The following is a 19,198-nucleotide window of genomic DNA, read 5'->3' on the forward strand; positions in this document are numbered from 1 at the left end:
TTGCAGAAGATATTCTGTGGCTTTTGCCCTCTAAAATAATTTCTTTGCGTCTTTGCGCTTCTGCGTTTGATAAATAAGAAGTTTATTTATACGATTGCTTGTAAATGTTCAATACTTCATCATCGGTCAGCGGACGTGGATCGAGAGTGAATAAGCCTCCCATGGTTTCGCGTGCATTCTGCACCATTTTGGGAAGGTCTTCTTCTTTAATTCCCCAGCTGCTCAGCTTGATGTCGTCTACATGGCACTCCCGTTGCATCCGTACCAAAGCATCGATAAAATCGCTTGGACGGTTGCTCTTTTGTTGGGTCATAGCTTCTGCCATTTTCATGAAACGCTTCATGCAATCGTTGCGGAATGTTTCGAAATATGCCGTACTAATGGCAATTAAGCCAGCTCCATGTGGAAGTTCCGGATAATAGGCACTCATGGCATGCTCCATGGAATGTTCAGAGATGCAACTGGAAGTTGCTTCCACCAGTCCTGCCAACGTGCTTGCCCATGCCACTTTGGCGCGTGCCTTAATGTCGCGTCCGTCATTTACGGCAACCGGAAGGTATTTATAAAGCAAGCGGATTGCTTCTAATGCATACAAATCGCTTATCGGAGTGGCACAATTAGCCAAGAAACCTTCTGCTGCATGGAAGAAGGCATCAAAACCTTGGTATGCTGTAAGATGAGGAGGAATTGTGAGCATCAGGCTCGGGTCAATAATAGAGAGGGTAGGGAAAGTAAGCTGGTTTCCGAAACCGATTTTCTCTTGTTTTTCTTCGTTGGTGATTACTGTCCATGGGTCAGCTTCGGTGCCAGTACCGGCAGTTGTAGGAATGGCAACAATTGGAAGTACTTTCGTGACCGGACGTCCTTTGCCGCTTCCGCCTACAACGTAGTTCCAATAATCCCCGTCATTGCATGCCATAATGGCAATGGCTTTTGCCGAGTCGATGCTGCTTCCGCCTCCCAGTCCGATGATAAAATCACATTTCTGCTCACGGCAGATAGCTGCGGCTTCCATGACATGCGCTTTAATCGGGTTTGGAAGTATCTTGTCGTACACAATTGCCGCTACATCATTTTCGGTCAAGTATCCTATGACTTTATCCAAATATCCGTATTTCTTCATGGATGTTCCGCCTGAGATGACTATCATTGCTTTTTTACCGGGCAATGTTTCTGTAGCCAATTTCTTTATCTCACCGCACCCGAACAATATCTTGGTGGGTACGTACAAACTGAAAATAGGATTTGAGTTCATATCTGTTTGCTTTTAAAAGTTCATGTTTCCCAAAGATACAAATAAAAACATAGTTTGTATCCGCTAAAGTGTTAAATATTCCAATAGGGGAGAGTAAAACCATTCATACGGATAGCGGGATTGCGGTGCGGGAATGAAAAAGGGCTGTATCAAACTAAAAACCACTTTCATTTTGATACAGCCCTTTATTTTGATAGGCTTTGATTATTTCTTAGCCGGAGTTTCTTCGATGTCAACCAATTCTATTTCAAAAATCAATGTAGAGAACGGTTTGATTTTGCCTGTGTTACGTGAGCCATAAGCCAGTTCTTGCGGGATATAGAGCAACCATTTTGAACCTACCGGCATCATGGTCAAAGCTTCGGTCCAGCCTTTGATAACTTGGTTGGCACGGAAGCTGGTCGGTTCTTTACGTTTGTATGAAGAATCGAATTCTGTACCGTCAATCAGTGTACCTTTGTAGTGTACCTTTACTTTTGAATCTGCGGTAGGCACTGCACCTTTTCCTTCTTTCAATACTTTGTATTGCAAGCCGCTCGGAGTAACCTTTATGCCTTCTTTGTCCTTATTGTTGGCAAGGAATTCTTCGTTTTCTTTCTTATAGTCAGCATATTTGGCTTCTAGCGCTTTTTCTTTGATAGCGTCTACTTGTGTACGGACGTAGATGCCTGCAGAATCAGGAGAAACAAGAGCTTGTTCTTTTACTGCTGCAATAAATCCGGCAAGGAAGTTTTCTTTTGTCAGGCTGTTCACTGAGTCGCCTTCAAAGATTTGGTTGTTAATGGCATCGAACATTTGTCCGCTTACTTGTTGGCCGATTTGCAGACCCATAAGGTAAGCTTTTTCTTTTGCATCGGTTTCTTTCATACCTTGCTCGATACCACGCACGAAATCAGCATAATGAGCTGAATCAATACCCATACGGCCTAAAGCGTAGTCTTGTAATCCCTGTGTGTTGCTGACACCCATCATATAAGAAAGGGTATCCACTTCATTCTTCATGTTGGCTTTCGGACCTTGTGCGCATGATGCCATGCCTGCAGCAATAGCCAAAGCCATTAAAAATGCACTTTTTTTCATTTGCTTGATTGTTTATTTGATTGTTGATTATAATACTTCGATAAGTTCCACTTCAAAAATCAGTGTGCTATGAGGCGGAATCAATTCGCCTGCGCCTTGTGCTCCGTATGCCAGGTCAGACGGGATGTAGAGTTTCCATTTTGCGCCTTCCGACATCAGCTGGAGTGCTTCTACCCAACCTTTGATTACTTGGTTCACGCCGAATACGGCAGGTTCGCCACGCTTGATAGAACTGTCAAACAAGGTTCCGTCAATCAACGTTCCCTCGTAATGGCAACGCACGCGGTCGGTTGCTTTCGGTTGTTTTCCGTTTCCTTCCTTGATTACCTCGTATTGAAGTCCGCTGGGGAGGGTTACAATATTCGGATTCTTCTTGTTTTCTTCCAAGAAAGCTTTTCCTTTGGCTATGTTTTCCGCATTCGCCTTTTCTTCCAGTTCGGTGAAATACTTGTTTACGATTTCACGGGCTTCATTGTGCGTGATAGCCGTCTGATTCCCTTCCAATACGTCTTTGATTGCTTGTGCAAAGTCGTTTACGTCAATATTACGAGCACCCATGCTCCACAAGTTTTGGCCTATACCCAGACCAATGGCGTAACTGAATTTATCCATAAAGTATTTGAGTTAAAAGATATTACTTTTCGTTAGTCGGCGCAAAGGTATCTTTTTTCTTTGAATAAGAGCTTCTATAAGCGATTAAAATTTCTTATTTTTGTGTGGTTATTATAATAATAGGAGGAACTTGCGTATGAAAAAGCTGGTAATATTGACAGGAGCAGGCATGAGTGCCGAAAGCGGAATCAGTACTTTCCGCGATTCTGGAGGGCTATGGGACCAATATCCGGTGGAACAAGTGGCTACGCCCGAAGGCTATGCCGCCAATCCCAAACTGGTGATTGACTTTTATAACACGCGCCGCAAAGAATTGCAAAACGTAAAGCCCAACCGAGGGCATGAGCTGATAGCCGAACTGGAAAAGGATTTCGATGTGACGGTTATCACGCAAAACGTGGATAACCTGCACGAACGCGCCGGAAGCCACCACGTTATCCATTTACACGGAGAACTGACCAAGGTCACTTCCAGCCGGGAGCCGAACAATCCGAAATACATTAAGACATTGAAACCTGAGGAATGGGAAGTGAAAATGGGCGATTTGGCAGGTGACGGCTCCCAGCTTCGTCCGTTCATCGTTTGGTTTGGCGAAGCGGTGCCGATGATTGAAACTGCTATCGGATATGCCGAACAGGCGGATATCTTCGTCATTATCGGAACTTCGCTCAATGTTTATCCGGCGGCGGGATTGCTTTATTACGTACCTGCCGATGTGCCCGTCTATCTGATTGACCCGAAAGAAGTCGCTATCGCTTCGGGAAGAAAAGTGCACGTCATCAGGAAAGGAGCTTCCGAAGGCATGAAAGAATTGAAAAATATGTTATTAAAAGAACAAGGATGAACAAATCTTTCTTATCTTTGTTATACCATTAAATAACAAGAGTGACTAACTTAAAAACAGATTTGCATTATGAAAAAGTACATTTGCACCGTATGCGATTGGGAATATGATCCCGCTAAAGGTGATCCGGATAACGGCATCGCTCCGGGTACAGCATTCGAAGACCTTCCGGAAGACTGGGTTTGCCCGGTTTGCGGAGTAGGAAAAGACGATTTCCAGCCGGTAGAAGAATAAGCTTCTGCTTAAGGCAGTATGATAAGGAAAGAGGCTGTCTCAAAATTGAAATAAGCTTTCATTTTGAGACAGCCTCTTGTGGTATTTCTATTTGCTTGTGGCATCCGATTGGAATGTCCGCATTATGTACCCTGCTTCCATGCCGATCCTAGCCGGATGAAACCGGAGTTTCATCCGTATGAAATTCATGATGCAGCCTAATGCGTTGGCTAATGCACCTATATTCATTTGTATTCATATAATTTTACGTGCAGGATTTGAAAATCATCCACTCCGATGCGTGCGTGTCTTCCTTGGTGATCTTGGTCTCCATTCAACCGTCGGATAAAATTCATGCTTCCATCGGCGGCTATACTTACTTGGTCTACCGAACCGATTCCAATGCGCTTTTCGCCTTTCCAACGGACTGAAGTAGCCTGTTCCCCTTCGCCTTTCAACACAAATCCGTCTTCTCCCAATTTGGCTTGCGCAGAGCTGAGAGCAGCTTCTTCCTTGCTTTTAAATTCAACGACAATGCCACTTCCGGCAATCAGGTATTCGTCTTCAGCCATACGGATGACTAATCCTCCCCCTTCGGGCCAAACACTTCCATCGGTCGCACGCGCATCCCAAGGCAAGGTAAAGAAATGCCTGCATATTAATAAGGTGTTGTCCCATTCCAATATGCGTTCCTTGTCTGCTTGGTTAAAAAGCAAGCCTTTCATAACGCCTTTCCCTTGGTACCGGGTAATGACAGGCATTAGTTCCTTTAGTTTCCGATAACTTTGGCTTAAAGGATAATCCGATGTGTCGGGAGCGTCTTCTATCGAAAACGGGCTGAAACCGATACCGTCATGTTCTCCGAAGACGTAGAAGGCACGTACGCCGTCATTCGGCTCCAGCCGGATTTCAGGGATAAAAAGGGGATTATTGTGCAGCTTGTATTGTGCGGTCCAATCAGTAAATCCTTTGTCATATAAATCCGGTGCCAACAAATCGATTCCCGGAGCGGCACAGTGCCAGATGTCTATCAGGTGCGCCAACGGTCCAGCCGAAGGATATTCACCGGGAGTACGTCCACGGCTATTCATGGCAGCATTGACGTACATGGGCAGATCATAGACCGCCCGTCCGCATTGTATCATGCGTTCTACATACGAAGCGTAATGCCACGCCATGAAAATTTCATCGGTATACATATCGGCGCCAAATACTTCCTGCCAGGTCCCTTCTGTCTTTCCGCCTGCCTCCTGCCATTTCTTTGCCAGCCACGGGTGAAGCGTCTTCCGGTTTTGACTCAGGTATTTTAGCAACGTGTCCGGGACAGGTGCATTAAACAATCGGTTGGCTTCTTCGGAATGGTCGCGCGCGCTTTCTAACATGCCGATTTCGTTTTCCACCTGTATCATAATGACGGTATGCCTTTCTCCATCGGTCTCGGCAAGGTGTTTCATGAATGCAGAGAATGCCTTACAGTCTGCCCGGAACACATTCTCCGAGAAAGGGCTGGCTATTTCCAACGGCTTCCCAGACTCGGTACGTACGCGGGGATATTCCTTATAGTCCTGCTTGAACCACAGAGGAGCATAACAACTCATCGAGTTTTTCCAGGCGCCAAACCAAAGGAAAACAATCCGCAAATCATTTTGCCGGGCTTGATGAATGGCTTGGTCTGTCAAAGAAAAATCAAATGTGCCTTCTTGCGCTTCAGTCAAGTCCCAATATGCAGGCACTAATACCGTATTCAATCCGAGGCGTTGCAATTTGGGGAAAATCCGTTCGATATCCTGTTGTGAAGAGGCGGATGAATTGCCTAATTCTCCTCCTAATATTAAATAAGGATGATTGTCTACAATGAGTTGGGTGGCAGAACCCTGCTTTTGCCAATGAGGGACGTGTTGCGCAACGGCTTGCAACAGGCAAAAATTTACCAGCAAAATGCAAATCAAAATCTTTTTCATAAGCTTAAGTCCATTCATGTTAATGGTTACGGTATAAATTGTTTCTGTTACAAAGATAAAAGGAATAGCAAGAAAGCTTCTTGAGAAATAGATGTTATACGGCATAAATCCCCGTTTTATTACAGTTTATGTAACATACATGGTAAAAAATGTAACATTCGGGCTACTATTGTTAGACTAATTTCTATAAATTTGCATCGAAAAACAACTTATTTTACACGTTTAATACATTAATATTATGAAAAGCGAAAATTGTTTTAAGTCTTTAAAACTGTTGTTTTTGCTCTGTATGGTCCCGTTATGGGCATTCGGACAAAACATTACAGTAAAGGGTGTAGTGAAAGATGCTACGGGACAAACAGTAATCGGTGCCAGTGTAGTCCAAAAAGGCACAACCAATGGTACAATCTCTGATTTTGATGGTAACTTTACATTGGAAGTTCCTTCAGATGCGGTATTAACCATTTCTTTTGTGGGATATAAAACCCAGGAAATACCGGTTGCAGGAAAAACTTCATTAGAAGTGACATTGTCGGAAGATGCACAAATGCTGGACAATGTAATTGTTGTAGGTTATGGTACTCAGAAGAAAGAAGACTTGACTTCAGCTATTGCTACCTTGAGTCCTAAAGAAGTGTTGAAATCACCGGGTGGCATTACCGATGCATTGCAAGGAAGTACAGCCGGTGTAAACGTTTCGGGTGGAAAAATCCGTATCCGTGGTACGGCTTCTATTACAGGTAGTACAGACCCGCTTTGGGTTGTGGATGGAATCATTGACGCTTCGGGCAATATTCCGAATGACGATGAAATCGAATCCATTCAGGTATTGAAAGACGCTGCATCTTGTGCCATCTACGGTGTGCGTGGTGCAAATGGTGTGATTTTGGTTACGACTAAGAAAGGTAAAGAAGGTAAGCCTAAAATCAGTTTCAATGCTTATGCGGGCTTTGGTTCTCCGACTAAGAAAGTAGACATGTTGAATGCGTATGATTACGGCGTTTATGTAAACGAACTTTATTATAACTCTTCAGATGCAGCGAGCATCGCCAATGGGACATGGAACCAGATTGTACCGACAGGAGTCGCTACTCCGAGTTCTCCTTTAAGCGATACAGATTGGTGGAATGAATATTTCTGCAATACAAATTACCAGAAATACGATGTATCTATCAGTGGCGGAAGCAAATATGCAAATTACCGTATCGGTGCTACTCACTCTGACAATGATGACCAGATGCATAAGAATGACGTGAAAGTTGATAACATTTATGCGAATGTAGAAGGAACTGTAGGTCGTATTACTTACGGTGGACGTATTTTTGCGAACTATAGCCGCACAAATGGATATACAGGAGCATCCCTGATGAATATGCTTATTACGTCTCCTAATTTACCTGTATACAATGAAGATGGCAGCTTTTTCTTAACCGGAAATAATAGTCGTGATGGAAATGATATTACTAATCAGGCTTGGTATCTTCATAACCAACAATTGCGTAATCGTTCGGTCAGCACCATGGGAAGTATCTTTGGTGAAATCAAGATATTCGATTGGCTGAAATACCGTTTGACTTATACCTATTCTTATTCACGTAATAACGATGCTACTATCATCCCTCAATATGATTTAGGCGCCAATTCAAGACAAGCTTATAACCAGCAAACAACAACGAAAGGCGGCAGCGGACATGAAGTGATTGAAAATTTGATTACTTTCGATCATACGTTCAACGGAAAGCATAACCTTTCAGGAGTATTGGGTATGGTTTCTGAAAAGTTTGATGGATGGTCAACAGGTATTACAGGCCGTAGCAATGAATACAGCGGATTCGGTATCGAAAGCCGTTATCCGGATAATCAGACAATCATTAGTTCACAAACTAATCAAGCTTATTTCTCTTATTTGGCTCGTGTAATGTATTCATATAATAGTAAATACATGATTACAGCCAATTTCCGTGCAGATGAATCTTCTAAGTTTGCAGATGGCAACCGTTGGGGATATTTCCCTTCTTTCTCTGTAGGTTGGAGAGTCAGTGAAGAAAAATGGATGAAAGAAGCTACTTCACATTGGCTTGATAATTTGAAAATTCGTGCAACATTGGGTTGGATTGGTAGTGCCAATGCTGTAGGGCTTTATGATTACCAATCTGTAGTAGAAAGTGATAACCGTTATTATACATTCGGTCCGAATCAGATTAATCCGGAAGGTTCTGCTTCAAATGCTCCCGCGCCGTTAATTGAGAATTTTGCTAATCAAGATTTGTCATGGGAAACAACGCGCGATGCAGGTGTGGGCTTTGATATGGATATGTTTAACAACAAATTCAGTTTAGTATTTGACTATTACAATCGTAAAACCACGGATATGCTTTTAGCTGTTCAAGTGCCTCGTTCTACCGGAAATATCAATACGGTCAACATGAATGTTGGTAGTATGACAAACTGGGGTATTGAAATTGCTGCAACTTATCGTGAACAGATAGGGGACTTTAAGTTTACTATCTCTCCGAATTTCTCTTTCTATCGCAATAAAATCACGAGTTTAGGTAGTAATGCATCACTGGCAGGAGGAAATACTTCTGTAGGTAACGTAACAATGAGTGTAGTAGGCAAACCCGTTGCACAGTTCTGGGGATATAAGACTGATGGCTTGTTCAAAACAGACGAAGAAGCAGCCAACTATGTAAATAAGGACGGACAACGTCTGCAACCATCTGCTAAAGCTGGTGACCTTAAATATGTAGATGTAAATGGTGACGGAACAATTTCTGATAGTGACAAGACTTTCATCGGTTCTTCTCTTCCAGACTGCTCTTTAGGTTTGAACATTACCGCTGAATATAAGGGTTTTGACTTCTCTATGCTATGGCAAGGAGACTTCGGAAACCAAATCTTCAATAACTGGAAATCTGAATTAATGGGAGGATATGCTGCTAAAAACCAAATGGCAGACATGAACGACCGTTTCCGTGCTCAAGACGTAACATTTACGACCGCAGGAGGTGAGACAATTACATTGCCAGCCAATACCAATACAGATGTTCCGCGTGCTGTATGGAATGACCCGAATGGAAATCACACCCAAGCATCTGATTATTTCATTGAAAACGGTTCTTATTTCCGTTGTAACCGTATTACATTAGGTTATACATTTGATAAGAGTTTGCTTTCAAAGATTCATGTAGAATCCTTGCGTTTGTATATGGGCGTAAAGAATCCGTTCACTATTACGGGGTATTCTATGTTTGACCCACAAGTTCCAAATACAGGTTCAACTTTGAACCGCGGTGTAGATGGTGCCTACTATTACTCTGGCGAAACTTATTGGGCAACCCGTGAGTTCTTTGCTGGTATACAGTTAACATTCTAAAATGTCAAATTACTAAATCAGAATTATCATGAAACGAATGAAATTATATATAGGTGCCTGCTTAGGAACAGCTTTAATTTCTTTAAGCTCGTGCGAACCGAATATGGTTTACACTAATCCTTCCGCAGACAGTGAATTGACTTACTATAATACTCAAGAGCATTTGACTTATGCTGTAAATGGAGCTTACAATATGCTGCAACGTGCAGGAGGATGGGCGCGTTGGATGCCGTTTATGCTGAATGCCCGTAGTGATGAATATGCTTTTACAAGTGGAGCTGCTAACGGAGAACCGGAAACAGCACGCCTCGCCCAATATACAGTGAATGCTGATTTGGGAAGCATGTCTGCTACTTATCAGGATCTTTATACTTTACAGTATGCAGCTAATTTGGCTTTGGAAAGATTGGAAATAAATCAAGATGGAGCTTTTAATTTAGATGATGCTGAAGACAAAAAGTTGTATGACCGTTTGCGTGGCGAAGCCATTTTCTTGCGTGGTCTTAGCCGTTTCTATTTAGTATACTTTTTCGGTGATGAAATTCCTGACCGTGACTATGTGACAACTGGTGGCGATGATTATTTGTTGCCTCCAGCCGAACCCGGGCAGATTTATCAACGGATGATACAGGATTTCAAAGATGCATCAGAACTGTTGACCGAGTGGAATTACGAAGGAACAGAAGATGAAGGTCGTGCTACCAAAGGTTCTGCATTGGCTTTCTTGGCTAAAGCTTATATGGGACGTCCGATATTGGACGGAACTGCTAGTGCAGGAGATGCAGATTGGGCAGCAGCCAAAGATGTCTTGTGGCAGATTATCCAATCAGGAGCATACAGTCTGATACCAAACTATCGTGAAAATGCAACGGAAGAGAATGAAAACAATGAAGAATCATTGTTTGAGGTACAGTTCAGTCAGAGTGTTGAAACTGGAGGATTTAATCCGGCTGCTCCAGGCGATATTAACAGCTGGGTAGTAACCGGACAAGACTGTATGAGAATGCTTGAAATAACCTCTCCTAACTCGACTGTGTCTGGTAGATGGTGGAATGGTATGCCTTCACTTGCTTTGTATAACGAATTTGAGCGTGATGAAAATGGTAAAATCATTGACCCGCGTGCTTATTTAGGCTTGTATATCCCTGGTGGATGTAAGTTTAAAGGGAAAGGAGAAGCAGGTCGTGAAGAAGACGGAGAATGGCTTGAATATGAAAAATTATTCTCGGATGTTAATCAAGATACAGGTGAAGACCTTTTTGCTACGTGGAGAGGCAAATGGTTTGGTTGTCGCAAATATGGTATTGATGAATTCCGGAATATGCTTCGTAGTGGCATTAATGACCGTGTAATCCGTTATGCGGATGTATTGCTAATGTATGCAGAATGCTGTCTTGAAGCGAATAATGACGAAGCAACAGCAAGAGAATACATTAATAAAGTGCGTGACCGTGCTAATAATAATACGGAAGCATATAATACAACTGGAGCTGATGCAGGAATGTGGTATTTGCAAGGAGGGACACTGCCTACTGTTGAAGAACTTATTGCTAATCATCCGGTCGTTGGTCGTGTAGTAGGAAGTGATGGAACCGTTATCTGTGAAGGAATGGAAATCAATAGTGTACGTCGTGCATTGAAACATGAATATTCTGTTGAGCTGTATTGGGAAGGATGGCGTTTCTTTAATTTGATGCGTTGGTATAATAATCCGAACGATCCGGATCGTGAAAAAATGTTGGACAATTTGAAAAACAAGAATGCTCTACAAGTAGAACAAACAAGTTTGACCGGTACATTAGCATTTGATTACAATCGTCATTTACGCTTGCCGATTCCGTCAACCGAATTGTCAACTAACACGAATATGCATGGAAATGCAGCTAACTAAAAATACGATCAATTTCTTGTGAAAGAATAAATTGTGTTTTTCATCGGCCTCTGCTATGACAGACTTCTAAAGTTTATCAGGCGGAGGCCTTTTTTATGGACATATCTCGTTATGTTTACAATCACGATATAATTTGATATATAACGTATAAACCGGAAATAAATCCAGCAAATTAATGCTGTACAGTATAAATGTTCTGTTTATGATATTTTATGTAACGCACGTGATAATGCATGTAACGTATATAATATCATTCGTTACATCTGGGCTAGCGGCAGATTATGTAAATGGCTTAAATTTGCAAGGATGAGAAATAAGTCATTCCGGATATACAATCCGGTCATGACAAGAGAAACACTATGTAAAACTACAAAATTATTTAGTTATGGGAAACACAAATGGTTTAAAATCCTTAGGGCTGTTGTTTCTACTATGCTTGGTTCCGGTTTGGGCATTGGCACAGACAATAACAGTAAAAGGTGTAGTAAAAGATGCTACAGGGCTAAGTGTAATTGGTGCCAGTGTATTACAACAAGGCACTACGAACGGTACAATTACCGATTTCGATGGAAACTTTACATTGGAAGTTCCTTCGGATGCGGTACTTACAATTTCTTTTGTGGGATATAAGTCTCAAGAAATCCCAGTTGCTGGACAAACTTCGTTGAATGTAACATTGGAAGAAGACACTGAGGTGTTGGACGAAGTAGTGGTAGTAGGTTATGGTGTCCAGAAGAAAAAGCTGGTCACCGGAGCTACCGTACAAGTAAAAGGTGAAGACCTGCAGAAACTGAACACCGTCAGTCCGTTGGGTGCTTTGCAGAGCCAGAGCCCGGGTGTCAACATTACGCAAAGTTCAGGTATGCCGGGTGAAGGTTATAAAGTAAATGTACGTGGTATGGGTACTATCGGTTCCTCTGCACCGTTGTATGTAATTGACGGTGTAGCCGGAGGCGATATCAATATGCTGAACCCATCGGATATCGAATCTATCGATGTCTTGAAAGATGCTGCTTCTGCTGCGATTTACGGTGCCCGTGCTGCTAACGGTGTAATCTTGGTCACTACCCGTCAGGGAAAAGAAGGTAAGATTCAGGTTTCCTATGATGGTTATTATGGCTGGCAGCAGATAGCCAAGAAACCGGAATTGCTGAACGCACGCCAATATATGGAAATTATGGACCGCAAAGACGGTGCATACGACTGGCAAAGTTTGCTTCCGGGTTATTTGTATGATTCGATTATGGATGGCACATGGAATGGTACAAATTGGTTGGAAGAAGCTGAAAACAATAATGCGCCGACACAAAACCATTCGTTTAATTTGGCTGGCGGTAACGAACTTTCCAAGTTTTCAATAGGTCTTTCATATACAAGTCAGGAAGGTACGATCGGCGCTCCGACTCAACCGGACTACAGCCGCTATACCGCACGTTTGAATTCAGACCATGTCGTTTTAAAGAACGATGAGTTTGATGTCATCAAATTCGGTGAAAATATGCTGTACAGCTATACAGAACGGGCTGGTATCGGTATTGGTAACATCTATTGGAATGACGTGCACAATTTCTTAGTTGCCAATCCTTTGATGCCTGTATATGATAGCGAAGGAAATTATTATGACTATGCAGACCAACAGGCAGAAGGTTGGGCTTTTGATGCTAATGCAGCCAATCCGATTGCTTCAATGGTTTATCAAAGAGGCAAGAACTTACGCCGTAATCACGCTTTCCGTGGCAATTTCTATTTGGAGATCCAACCTATCAAGAACTTGAAATACCGCACCAGCTTCGGATATCGTTACGAAGGTTCTTCTTATCGTTCATATACCGACAAATTCCAGTTGGCGTCTGCCAGTGTAAATTCAAATGATAAGGTTTCTCAAGATCAAAGTATGGGTATGGCATGGACTTGGGAAAACACATTGTCGTATAGCTTTGAAAAGAACGGGCATTCTTTCGATGCCGTTATCGGTCAGTCAATGGAAAAATGGGGTATCGGTGAAACCGTATCTGCAACAAATGCCAATTCATTGTTCCCCGGATTGTTTGATTATGCCTATTTGAATAATACACAAGGCATCAGTTCAAGTTTAACAACCGTTGGTGGTGGTCCTCAAACTGCTGGTCGTTTGGCTTCTTTCTTTGGTCGTGCCAATTACAATTATATGGAGAAATACATGTTCTCTGCTACGGTGCGTGCCGATGGTTCTTCTAACTTTGCTCGTGGAAAACGTTGGGGTGTCTTTCCTTCATTCTCAGCAGGTTGGGTAATGAGTAACGAGCCGTTTATGGAAGATATACAAGATTGGATGGATTTCTTGAAGATTCGTGCAAGCTGGGGACAAAACGGTAACTCGGATATCACTAATTTCCAGTATTTGGCAACAATTGCATTTGACTCGCAGAACTCGTATGTATTTGGAACAGACAAGATTACACAGACTACCGGTGCGTATGCAAATATTCTCCCCAATGAGGATGTTTCATGGGAAACTTCAGAACAGTTAGACTTAGGTATTGACGCCCGTTTCTTCCGTTCACGTTTGGGCTTCGCATTCGATTATTATATCAAGAAGACAAAAGATTGGCTGGTTCAAGCTCCGATTTTGGCAAGTTATGGAACAGGTGCTCCTTATATTAATGGAGGTGATGTGGAAAATAAAGGTTTTGAAGTAGCTTTGAACTGGAACGATATGGTACAGGATTTCAGATATGGAGTAAACTTTAACTTGTCTTACAATAAGAATGAAGTTACCCGTATTGCTAATTCAGAAGGCATTATTCATGGTCCAAGTGATGTACTTACAGCAATGAGTGGCGGTGAAATTTATCGTGCACAAGTTGGTTATCCTATTGGTTATTTCTGGGGATATAAGACAGCAGGTGTATTCCAAAATCAAGCACAAGTAGATGCAACTTCAGCAAAATTATCAACAGCAGCTCCGGGCGAATTGATATTTGTTGATGAAAATGGTGACGGTCAAATTACCGATGCGGACAAAACGATGATCGGTGACCCGAATCCGGATTTCCGCTTGGGTTTCTCTGTTAATTTGGCTTATAAAGGTTTCGATTTCTCTTTCACGGCAAACGGTGCTTTCGGACATCAGATTGTGAAGTCTTACCGCCAGTATTTAGGTGAGCCGAAGCAAAACTTTACAACAGATGTATATGAATGTTGGCATGGCGAAGGGACCTCTAATACAATGCCGTCTATTGAAGGTTTGGAAAGTAGTGAAAGTTGGAAGAACTTCTCGGATATTTTCGTAGAAGACGGTAACTATCTACGTGCACAGAATATTACATTGGGATATGACTTTAAGTCGTTGTTCCCGAAGATGCCGTTACAACAAGCACGTTTGTATGTATCTGTAATCAATGCCTTTACCATTACAGGCTATTCAGGTATGGACCCGGAAGTCGGTTCAAGTGGTAACGATTCTTATTCGTGGGCATCAGGTATTGACTTGGGATTCTATCCAAGCCCCCGTACTTATATGGTTGGTGTAAATCTTAAATTCTAAATCGATTGTGAATATGAAAAGATATATTTATATAGCTGCAATGGCAGCATTGGCTGGGTTGACAACTTTGAGCAGTTGTGAAGATTTTCTGGATACAGAAAATTACACCCAAAAAACAACCGGCAATTTCCCTACAACATCAGCTGATATTGATATGATGCTGGCAGGCATTTATTCTACATTAAATCATATAAACCGTCAGCATACAGTAAATATCTTCTACGTAGCGGAAGCAGCATCTGATGATAGATTTGGCGGTGGTGGTTCTGCCGATAAAGCATTCCAAATGACAGATAAACTGTTGAATGTAGGTGTAGATGCTTTCGAACCGTTTTGGGAAGAATGTTATAAAGGTATTTTCCGGGCTAATATGATGCTGGAAATGGTTGGGAACATTACTGATTGGGTAGATGAATCTGCAAAAAATCAAGCTATAGGTGAAGCTAAATTCATGCGTGCTTTGCTGTATTCTGATTTGGCACAAATATTCGGAGAAGTACCGATGCCGCTTGCTTCTGCAGCAGAAAATCTTCCAAAGTCTTCAGCAGATGCAATTTATGCACAGATTGCTACAGATTTAAAAGACTGTATTGAAACAATGCCGAACAAACCGTATGATCCTAGTTTTTCGGGACATGCGACAAAATATATAGCAGAAGCTTATATGGCACGTGTATTCTTATTTTATACAGGATATTATCAGAAGGAATCTTTGCCTTTGGTTGATGGCGGAAGCGTGACAAAAGATCAGGTAATAACTTGGCTGGAAGATTGTATGACTAATGGAGGTTATAGTTTGGTAAATGATTTCCGTGAATTGTGGCCTTACACTAACTCGTACACAATTAATGATTATCCATATACAGCAGGTAAAACAGCCATCGACGGCTCTCCGTTGGCATGGGAAACAGATGTAAATACAGAAGTTTTGTTTGCTACGAAATATAATGTATATGGTTCATGGAATGACGTTAGTTTGTCAAATATGTTCCCGTTATTTTATGGCATACGCGGTCAGAATGCTTTCCCGTTCGGACAAGGTTGGGGATGTGGAACTGTTACCCCCAATTTATATGATGACTGGGTAACGGAAGAACCGGACGACCCACGTATAAAAGCTTCTATCATTGTAATTGGAGATCCGGAAGAAATTGAATATGACCAAAATCCTGCAAAGGACCAAATGGAATATACAGGATATTTGCAAAAGAAATACATGAGTATCTTGGCTTATGATGCAAGTGGAAGTGAGGTTGTTTATTCTAGTTTGATGTATGGAGCTCAGAATAACAATCAGTTAGGTCAAACTCAAGACTTGATTATGATGCGTTATGCTGATGTCTTGTTAATGCATTCAGAATTGACAGAAACTGCCGATGGGATGAATCAAGTACGTGCTCGTGTCGGATTACCGGCAATTGGTTATAGCTTGGATGCATTGAAGAAAGAGCGTCGTCATGAATTGGCATTTGAAGGAATACGTTGGTTTGACCTGATGCGTTGGAACGATGTCGTGCCTGCTTTGCAAAAGCAAATTGGTGTTAAGATAAATAATCTGGGAACAGAAACAACAATGCAAGAGTTTGGTGACGGTTTTGCTAAGCGTTATCAAGAAACAGGTGGTTTCTGGCCTATACCAAAGGCTCAGCTTGATCTTTCTAATGGTGTCTTGACTCAGAATCCAGGTTGGGGAACTGCAGATGCTGAATTCTTAGGTTGGTAATTACTATTTGTAAGTTTTGTGCTTTTCTTAGGTCTCTGTTAATTGGTGGGTTCGTGAGAATCTGCCGTTAACGGAGACCTCTTCTTATGAGTTTCCTTTTAAGAATTTGGAGGATTATAGGCAATAAAAAAAGACTGCCCTTATAGAAGACAGTCTTTTTTATTGCTTTATAAAGAAATGTATTATTTTTCTTTGTGACTTTGAGGCTTATGCTCGCGTTTCGGATGATGGTTCTGAGCCGGTTTTTCTTCAGCCATACCTTCCGGTTTCGGCACTAACACTTTATGAGACAATTTGAACTTGCCGGTCTTCGGGTCGATATCCATCAGTTTCACCTGAATTTCATCGCCTTCTTTCAGACCTGATTCTTCGATAGTCTCCAAACGTTTCCAGCCGATTTCAGAAATGTGAAGCAAGCCGTCCTTGCCCGGAAGGAATTCAACGAAAGCACCGTATGGCATAACCGAACGGACTTTTCCTGTGTAAACCTCACCGATTTCGGGGATGGCTACAATGCTCTTAATCATACGCAGAGCATCATCGATGCATTTCTTGTTCGTACCTGCAATCTCGATGCGTCCTACACCGTCTATTTCTTCGATAGAGATGATAGCGCCTGTCTCTTCCTGCATGCCCTGGATAATCTTTCCGCCCGGACCGATTACGGCACCGATGAATTCTTTCGGAATCGTTATGGTTTCGATGCGCGGAGCGTTCGGCTTCAGTTCCGGACGCGGTTCTGCGATGCATTCGGTCAGCTTGCCAAGGATATACTCACGGCCTTCTTTTGCCTGAAGCAAAGCTTTTTCCAAGATGTCGTAAGTCAATCCGTCGCACTTGATATCCATTTGAGTTGCGGTGATACCGTTCTTTGTTCCGGTTACCTTGAAGTCCATGTCGCCCAAGTGGTCTTCATCGCCCAAGATATCCGACAAGACTGCATATTTATCTTCTCCGGCGTTCTTAATCAATCCCATTGCAATACCTGAAACCGGATTCTTGATAGGCACACCTGCATCCATCAGGGCAAGCGTTCCGGCACATACCGTAGCCATAGAAGAAGAACCGTTTGATTCGAGGATGTCAGACATCACACGTACACAATACGGATAATCGGCAGGAATCTGACCCTTCAACGCGCGCCATGCCAAATGGCCGTGACCGATTTCGCGGCGTCCCACACCACGTTGCGCTTTCGCTTCGCCTGTAGAGAAAGGAGGGAAGTTATAGTGAAGCAAGAAACGTTCTTTGTGTTGGTCGAGTACATCGTCCACGATTTTCTCGTCGGCTTTCGTACCCAATGTGACGGTACTCAGCGACTGGGTTTCGCCACGGGTGAAGATAGCCGAACCGTGCGGATAAGGCAACGGGCTTACTTCGCACCAGATAGGACGGATTTCATTCGTCTTACGTCCGTCCAGACGTTTGCCTTCATCAAGGATGCAACGGCGCATCGCTTCTTTTTCCACATCGTGATAATAACGGTCGATCATCGGACCTTTTTCTTCCAATTCCTCTTCGGTGAACTGAGCCTTGAACTCATCGCAGATAGCGGTGAAGGCATCTTCGCGTTCGTGCTTGTTCTTATTGCCCGATTGAGCAATGGCGTATGCCTTGTCGTAGCAAGCTTCGTGAACCGCCTTGCGCAAGTCTTCGTCGTTTTCTTCGTGGCAATATTCGCGCTTTACGGTAGAACCGACTTCTTCCATCAGTTCCATCTGCGCCTTGCAATGAACTTTGATAGCTTCGTGAGCGGCTTTCAAGGCTTCGAGCAAGTCTTGTTCGCTTACCTCATCCATTTCGCCTTCTACCATCATGATGTTCTCATACGTAGCCGCCACCATCAAGTCCATATCAGCCTGCTCCAGTTGTTCGAAAGTCGGGTCGATAACAAACTTGCCATCGATACGTGCGACACGAACCTCCGAGATAGGTCCGCCGAACGGAATATCCGATACGGCAAGTGCTGCCGATGCGGCAAGTCCTGCCAATGCATCAGGCATATCGACGCCATCGGCAGAGAAAAGAATGATGTTCACATAAACTTCAGCGTGGAAATTATCAGGGAACAAGGGGCGCAACGCACGGTCTACCAGGCGGCAAGTAAGGATTTCATAATCCGAAGCCTTGCCTTCACGTTTGGTGAAGCCACCCGGAAAACGTCCGAATGCGGAATATTTCTCTTTGTACTCTACCTGAAGCGGCATAAAATCTGTACCGGGAACTGCATCTTTTGCGGCACAAACAGTAGCCAACAACACGGTGTTACCCATGCGCAGCGTAACAGCACCATCTGCCTGTTTTGCCAGCTTTCCCGTTTCGAGCGTGATGGTTCTGCCATCAGGAAGCTCGATCGTCTTAACAATAGGATTGATCATAAATAAAGTTTTAATGTAATTTTTCGCTATAAATCGCGCGCAAAGATACGAATTATATTGAAGTAATCGGGTGAATATGAGATAAAACTTTTACACTTTGCTCGTTTTTACAGTATTTTATGCTTTTAGGGAAAAGAAAACAGGCTTTTATTTTGTAAGAATAAAAAACGGGAAGCAAAACCATTTCTGCCTCCCGTTAATTTCACTAAACCATTTTTAGCATACGAATTTTTTTAGAAGCTGTTTTGATTTCATTCGATAAATCTGTTAAGCATGATTTGGATGAATGCAATCTGTACCATAGCTTCTGCGGTTTCAGCAAGGAATTCATAATCGATG

12 protein-coding genes are annotated in these 19,198 nt (G+C 42.7%); 7 read left to right on the forward strand and 5 right to left on the reverse strand.

Going from position 1 to position 19,198, the window contains the following annotated elements:
* Positions 1 to 82: 82 nt before the first annotated feature.
* From B5F91_RS07920 to B5F91_RS07930, 3 genes are all read right to left on the reverse strand, one after another.
* Positions 83 to 1,255, reverse strand: a complete 1,173-nt coding sequence (locus B5F91_RS07920; RefSeq protein WP_087428546.1) for an iron-containing alcohol dehydrogenase — start codon at positions 1,253 to 1,255, stop codon at positions 83 to 85.
* Positions 1,256 to 1,459: 204 nt separating this feature from the next.
* Positions 1,460 to 2,335, reverse strand: coding sequence for an FKBP-type peptidyl-prolyl cis-trans isomerase (locus B5F91_RS07925; protein ID WP_087428547.1), 876 nt, complete (start codon positions 2,333 to 2,335; stop codon positions 1,460 to 1,462).
* 27 nt (positions 2,336 to 2,362) lie between these two features.
* Positions 2,363 to 2,947 carry an FKBP-type peptidyl-prolyl cis-trans isomerase gene (locus B5F91_RS07930; protein WP_087428548.1) on the reverse strand — a complete coding sequence of 195 codons (585 nt, stop codon included), beginning with the start codon at positions 2,945 to 2,947 and terminating at the stop codon, positions 2,363 to 2,365.
* A 136-nt stretch (positions 2,948 to 3,083) separates the two neighbouring features.
* On the opposite strand from B5F91_RS07930, the gene B5F91_RS07935 reads away from it, so the two are divergent.
* The 3 genes from B5F91_RS07935 (at position 3,084) to B5F91_RS15180 (ending at position 4,226) form a co-directional block, all read left to right on the forward strand.
* Positions 3,084 to 3,791 (forward strand): NAD-dependent deacylase, encoded by a 708-nt coding sequence (locus B5F91_RS07935; protein ID WP_087428549.1) that lies wholly within the window; start codon positions 3,084 to 3,086, stop codon positions 3,789 to 3,791.
* A 69-nt stretch (positions 3,792 to 3,860) separates the two neighbouring features.
* Positions 3,861 to 4,025 (forward strand): rubredoxin, encoded by a 165-nt coding sequence (rd, locus tag B5F91_RS07940; protein WP_087428550.1) that lies wholly within the window; start codon positions 3,861 to 3,863, stop codon positions 4,023 to 4,025.
* A gap of 63 nt (positions 4,026 to 4,088) precedes the next feature.
* A complete protein-coding gene (locus B5F91_RS15180; RefSeq protein WP_158099901.1) occupies positions 4,089 to 4,226 on the forward strand; it encodes a hypothetical protein in 138 nt (45 codons plus the stop codon).
* A gap of 23 nt (positions 4,227 to 4,249) precedes the next feature.
* Here B5F91_RS15180 and B5F91_RS07945 read toward each other — a convergent pair whose 3' ends face one another.
* Positions 4,250 to 5,965, reverse strand: a complete 1,716-nt coding sequence (locus B5F91_RS07945) for a DUF5597 domain-containing protein (protein ID WP_087428565.1) — start codon at positions 5,963 to 5,965, stop codon at positions 4,250 to 4,252.
* Positions 5,966 to 6,203: 238 nt separating this feature from the next.
* Between B5F91_RS07945 and B5F91_RS07950 the strand changes: the two genes are divergently transcribed.
* The 4 genes from B5F91_RS07950 to B5F91_RS07965 all read left to right on the forward strand — a co-directional run bounded on the left by B5F91_RS07950 (position 6,204) and on the right by B5F91_RS07965 (position 16,481).
* Positions 6,204 to 9,341, forward strand: coding sequence for a TonB-dependent receptor (locus tag B5F91_RS07950; RefSeq protein WP_087428551.1), 3,138 nt, complete (start codon positions 6,204 to 6,206; stop codon positions 9,339 to 9,341).
* A gap of 28 nt (positions 9,342 to 9,369) precedes the next feature.
* Positions 9,370 to 11,232, forward strand: a complete 1,863-nt coding sequence (locus B5F91_RS07955; protein WP_087428552.1) for a RagB/SusD family nutrient uptake outer membrane protein — start codon at positions 9,370 to 9,372, stop codon at positions 11,230 to 11,232.
* 385 nt (positions 11,233 to 11,617) lie between these two features.
* Positions 11,618 to 14,758: a TonB-dependent receptor gene (locus B5F91_RS07960; RefSeq protein WP_087428553.1), complete on the forward strand. Its 3,141-nt coding sequence runs from the start codon at positions 11,618 to 11,620 to the stop codon at positions 14,756 to 14,758.
* Between the two features lie 13 nt (positions 14,759 to 14,771).
* Positions 14,772 to 16,481, forward strand: coding sequence for a RagB/SusD family nutrient uptake outer membrane protein (locus B5F91_RS07965; protein ID WP_087428554.1), 1,710 nt, complete (start codon positions 14,772 to 14,774; stop codon positions 16,479 to 16,481).
* A gap of 182 nt (positions 16,482 to 16,663) precedes the next feature.
* Here the strand turns inward: B5F91_RS07965 and pnp are convergent, their stop codons facing one another.
* Positions 16,664 to 18,859: a polyribonucleotide nucleotidyltransferase gene (gene pnp / locus B5F91_RS07970; RefSeq protein ID WP_087428555.1), complete on the reverse strand. Its 2,196-nt coding sequence runs from the start codon at positions 18,857 to 18,859 to the stop codon at positions 16,664 to 16,666.
* Positions 18,860 to 19,198 lie beyond the last annotated feature (339 nt).

Source organism: Bacteroides sp. An322 (genome assembly GCF_002161765.1).
Taxonomy (GTDB): domain Bacteria; phylum Bacteroidota; class Bacteroidia; order Bacteroidales; family Bacteroidaceae; genus Phocaeicola; species Phocaeicola merdavium.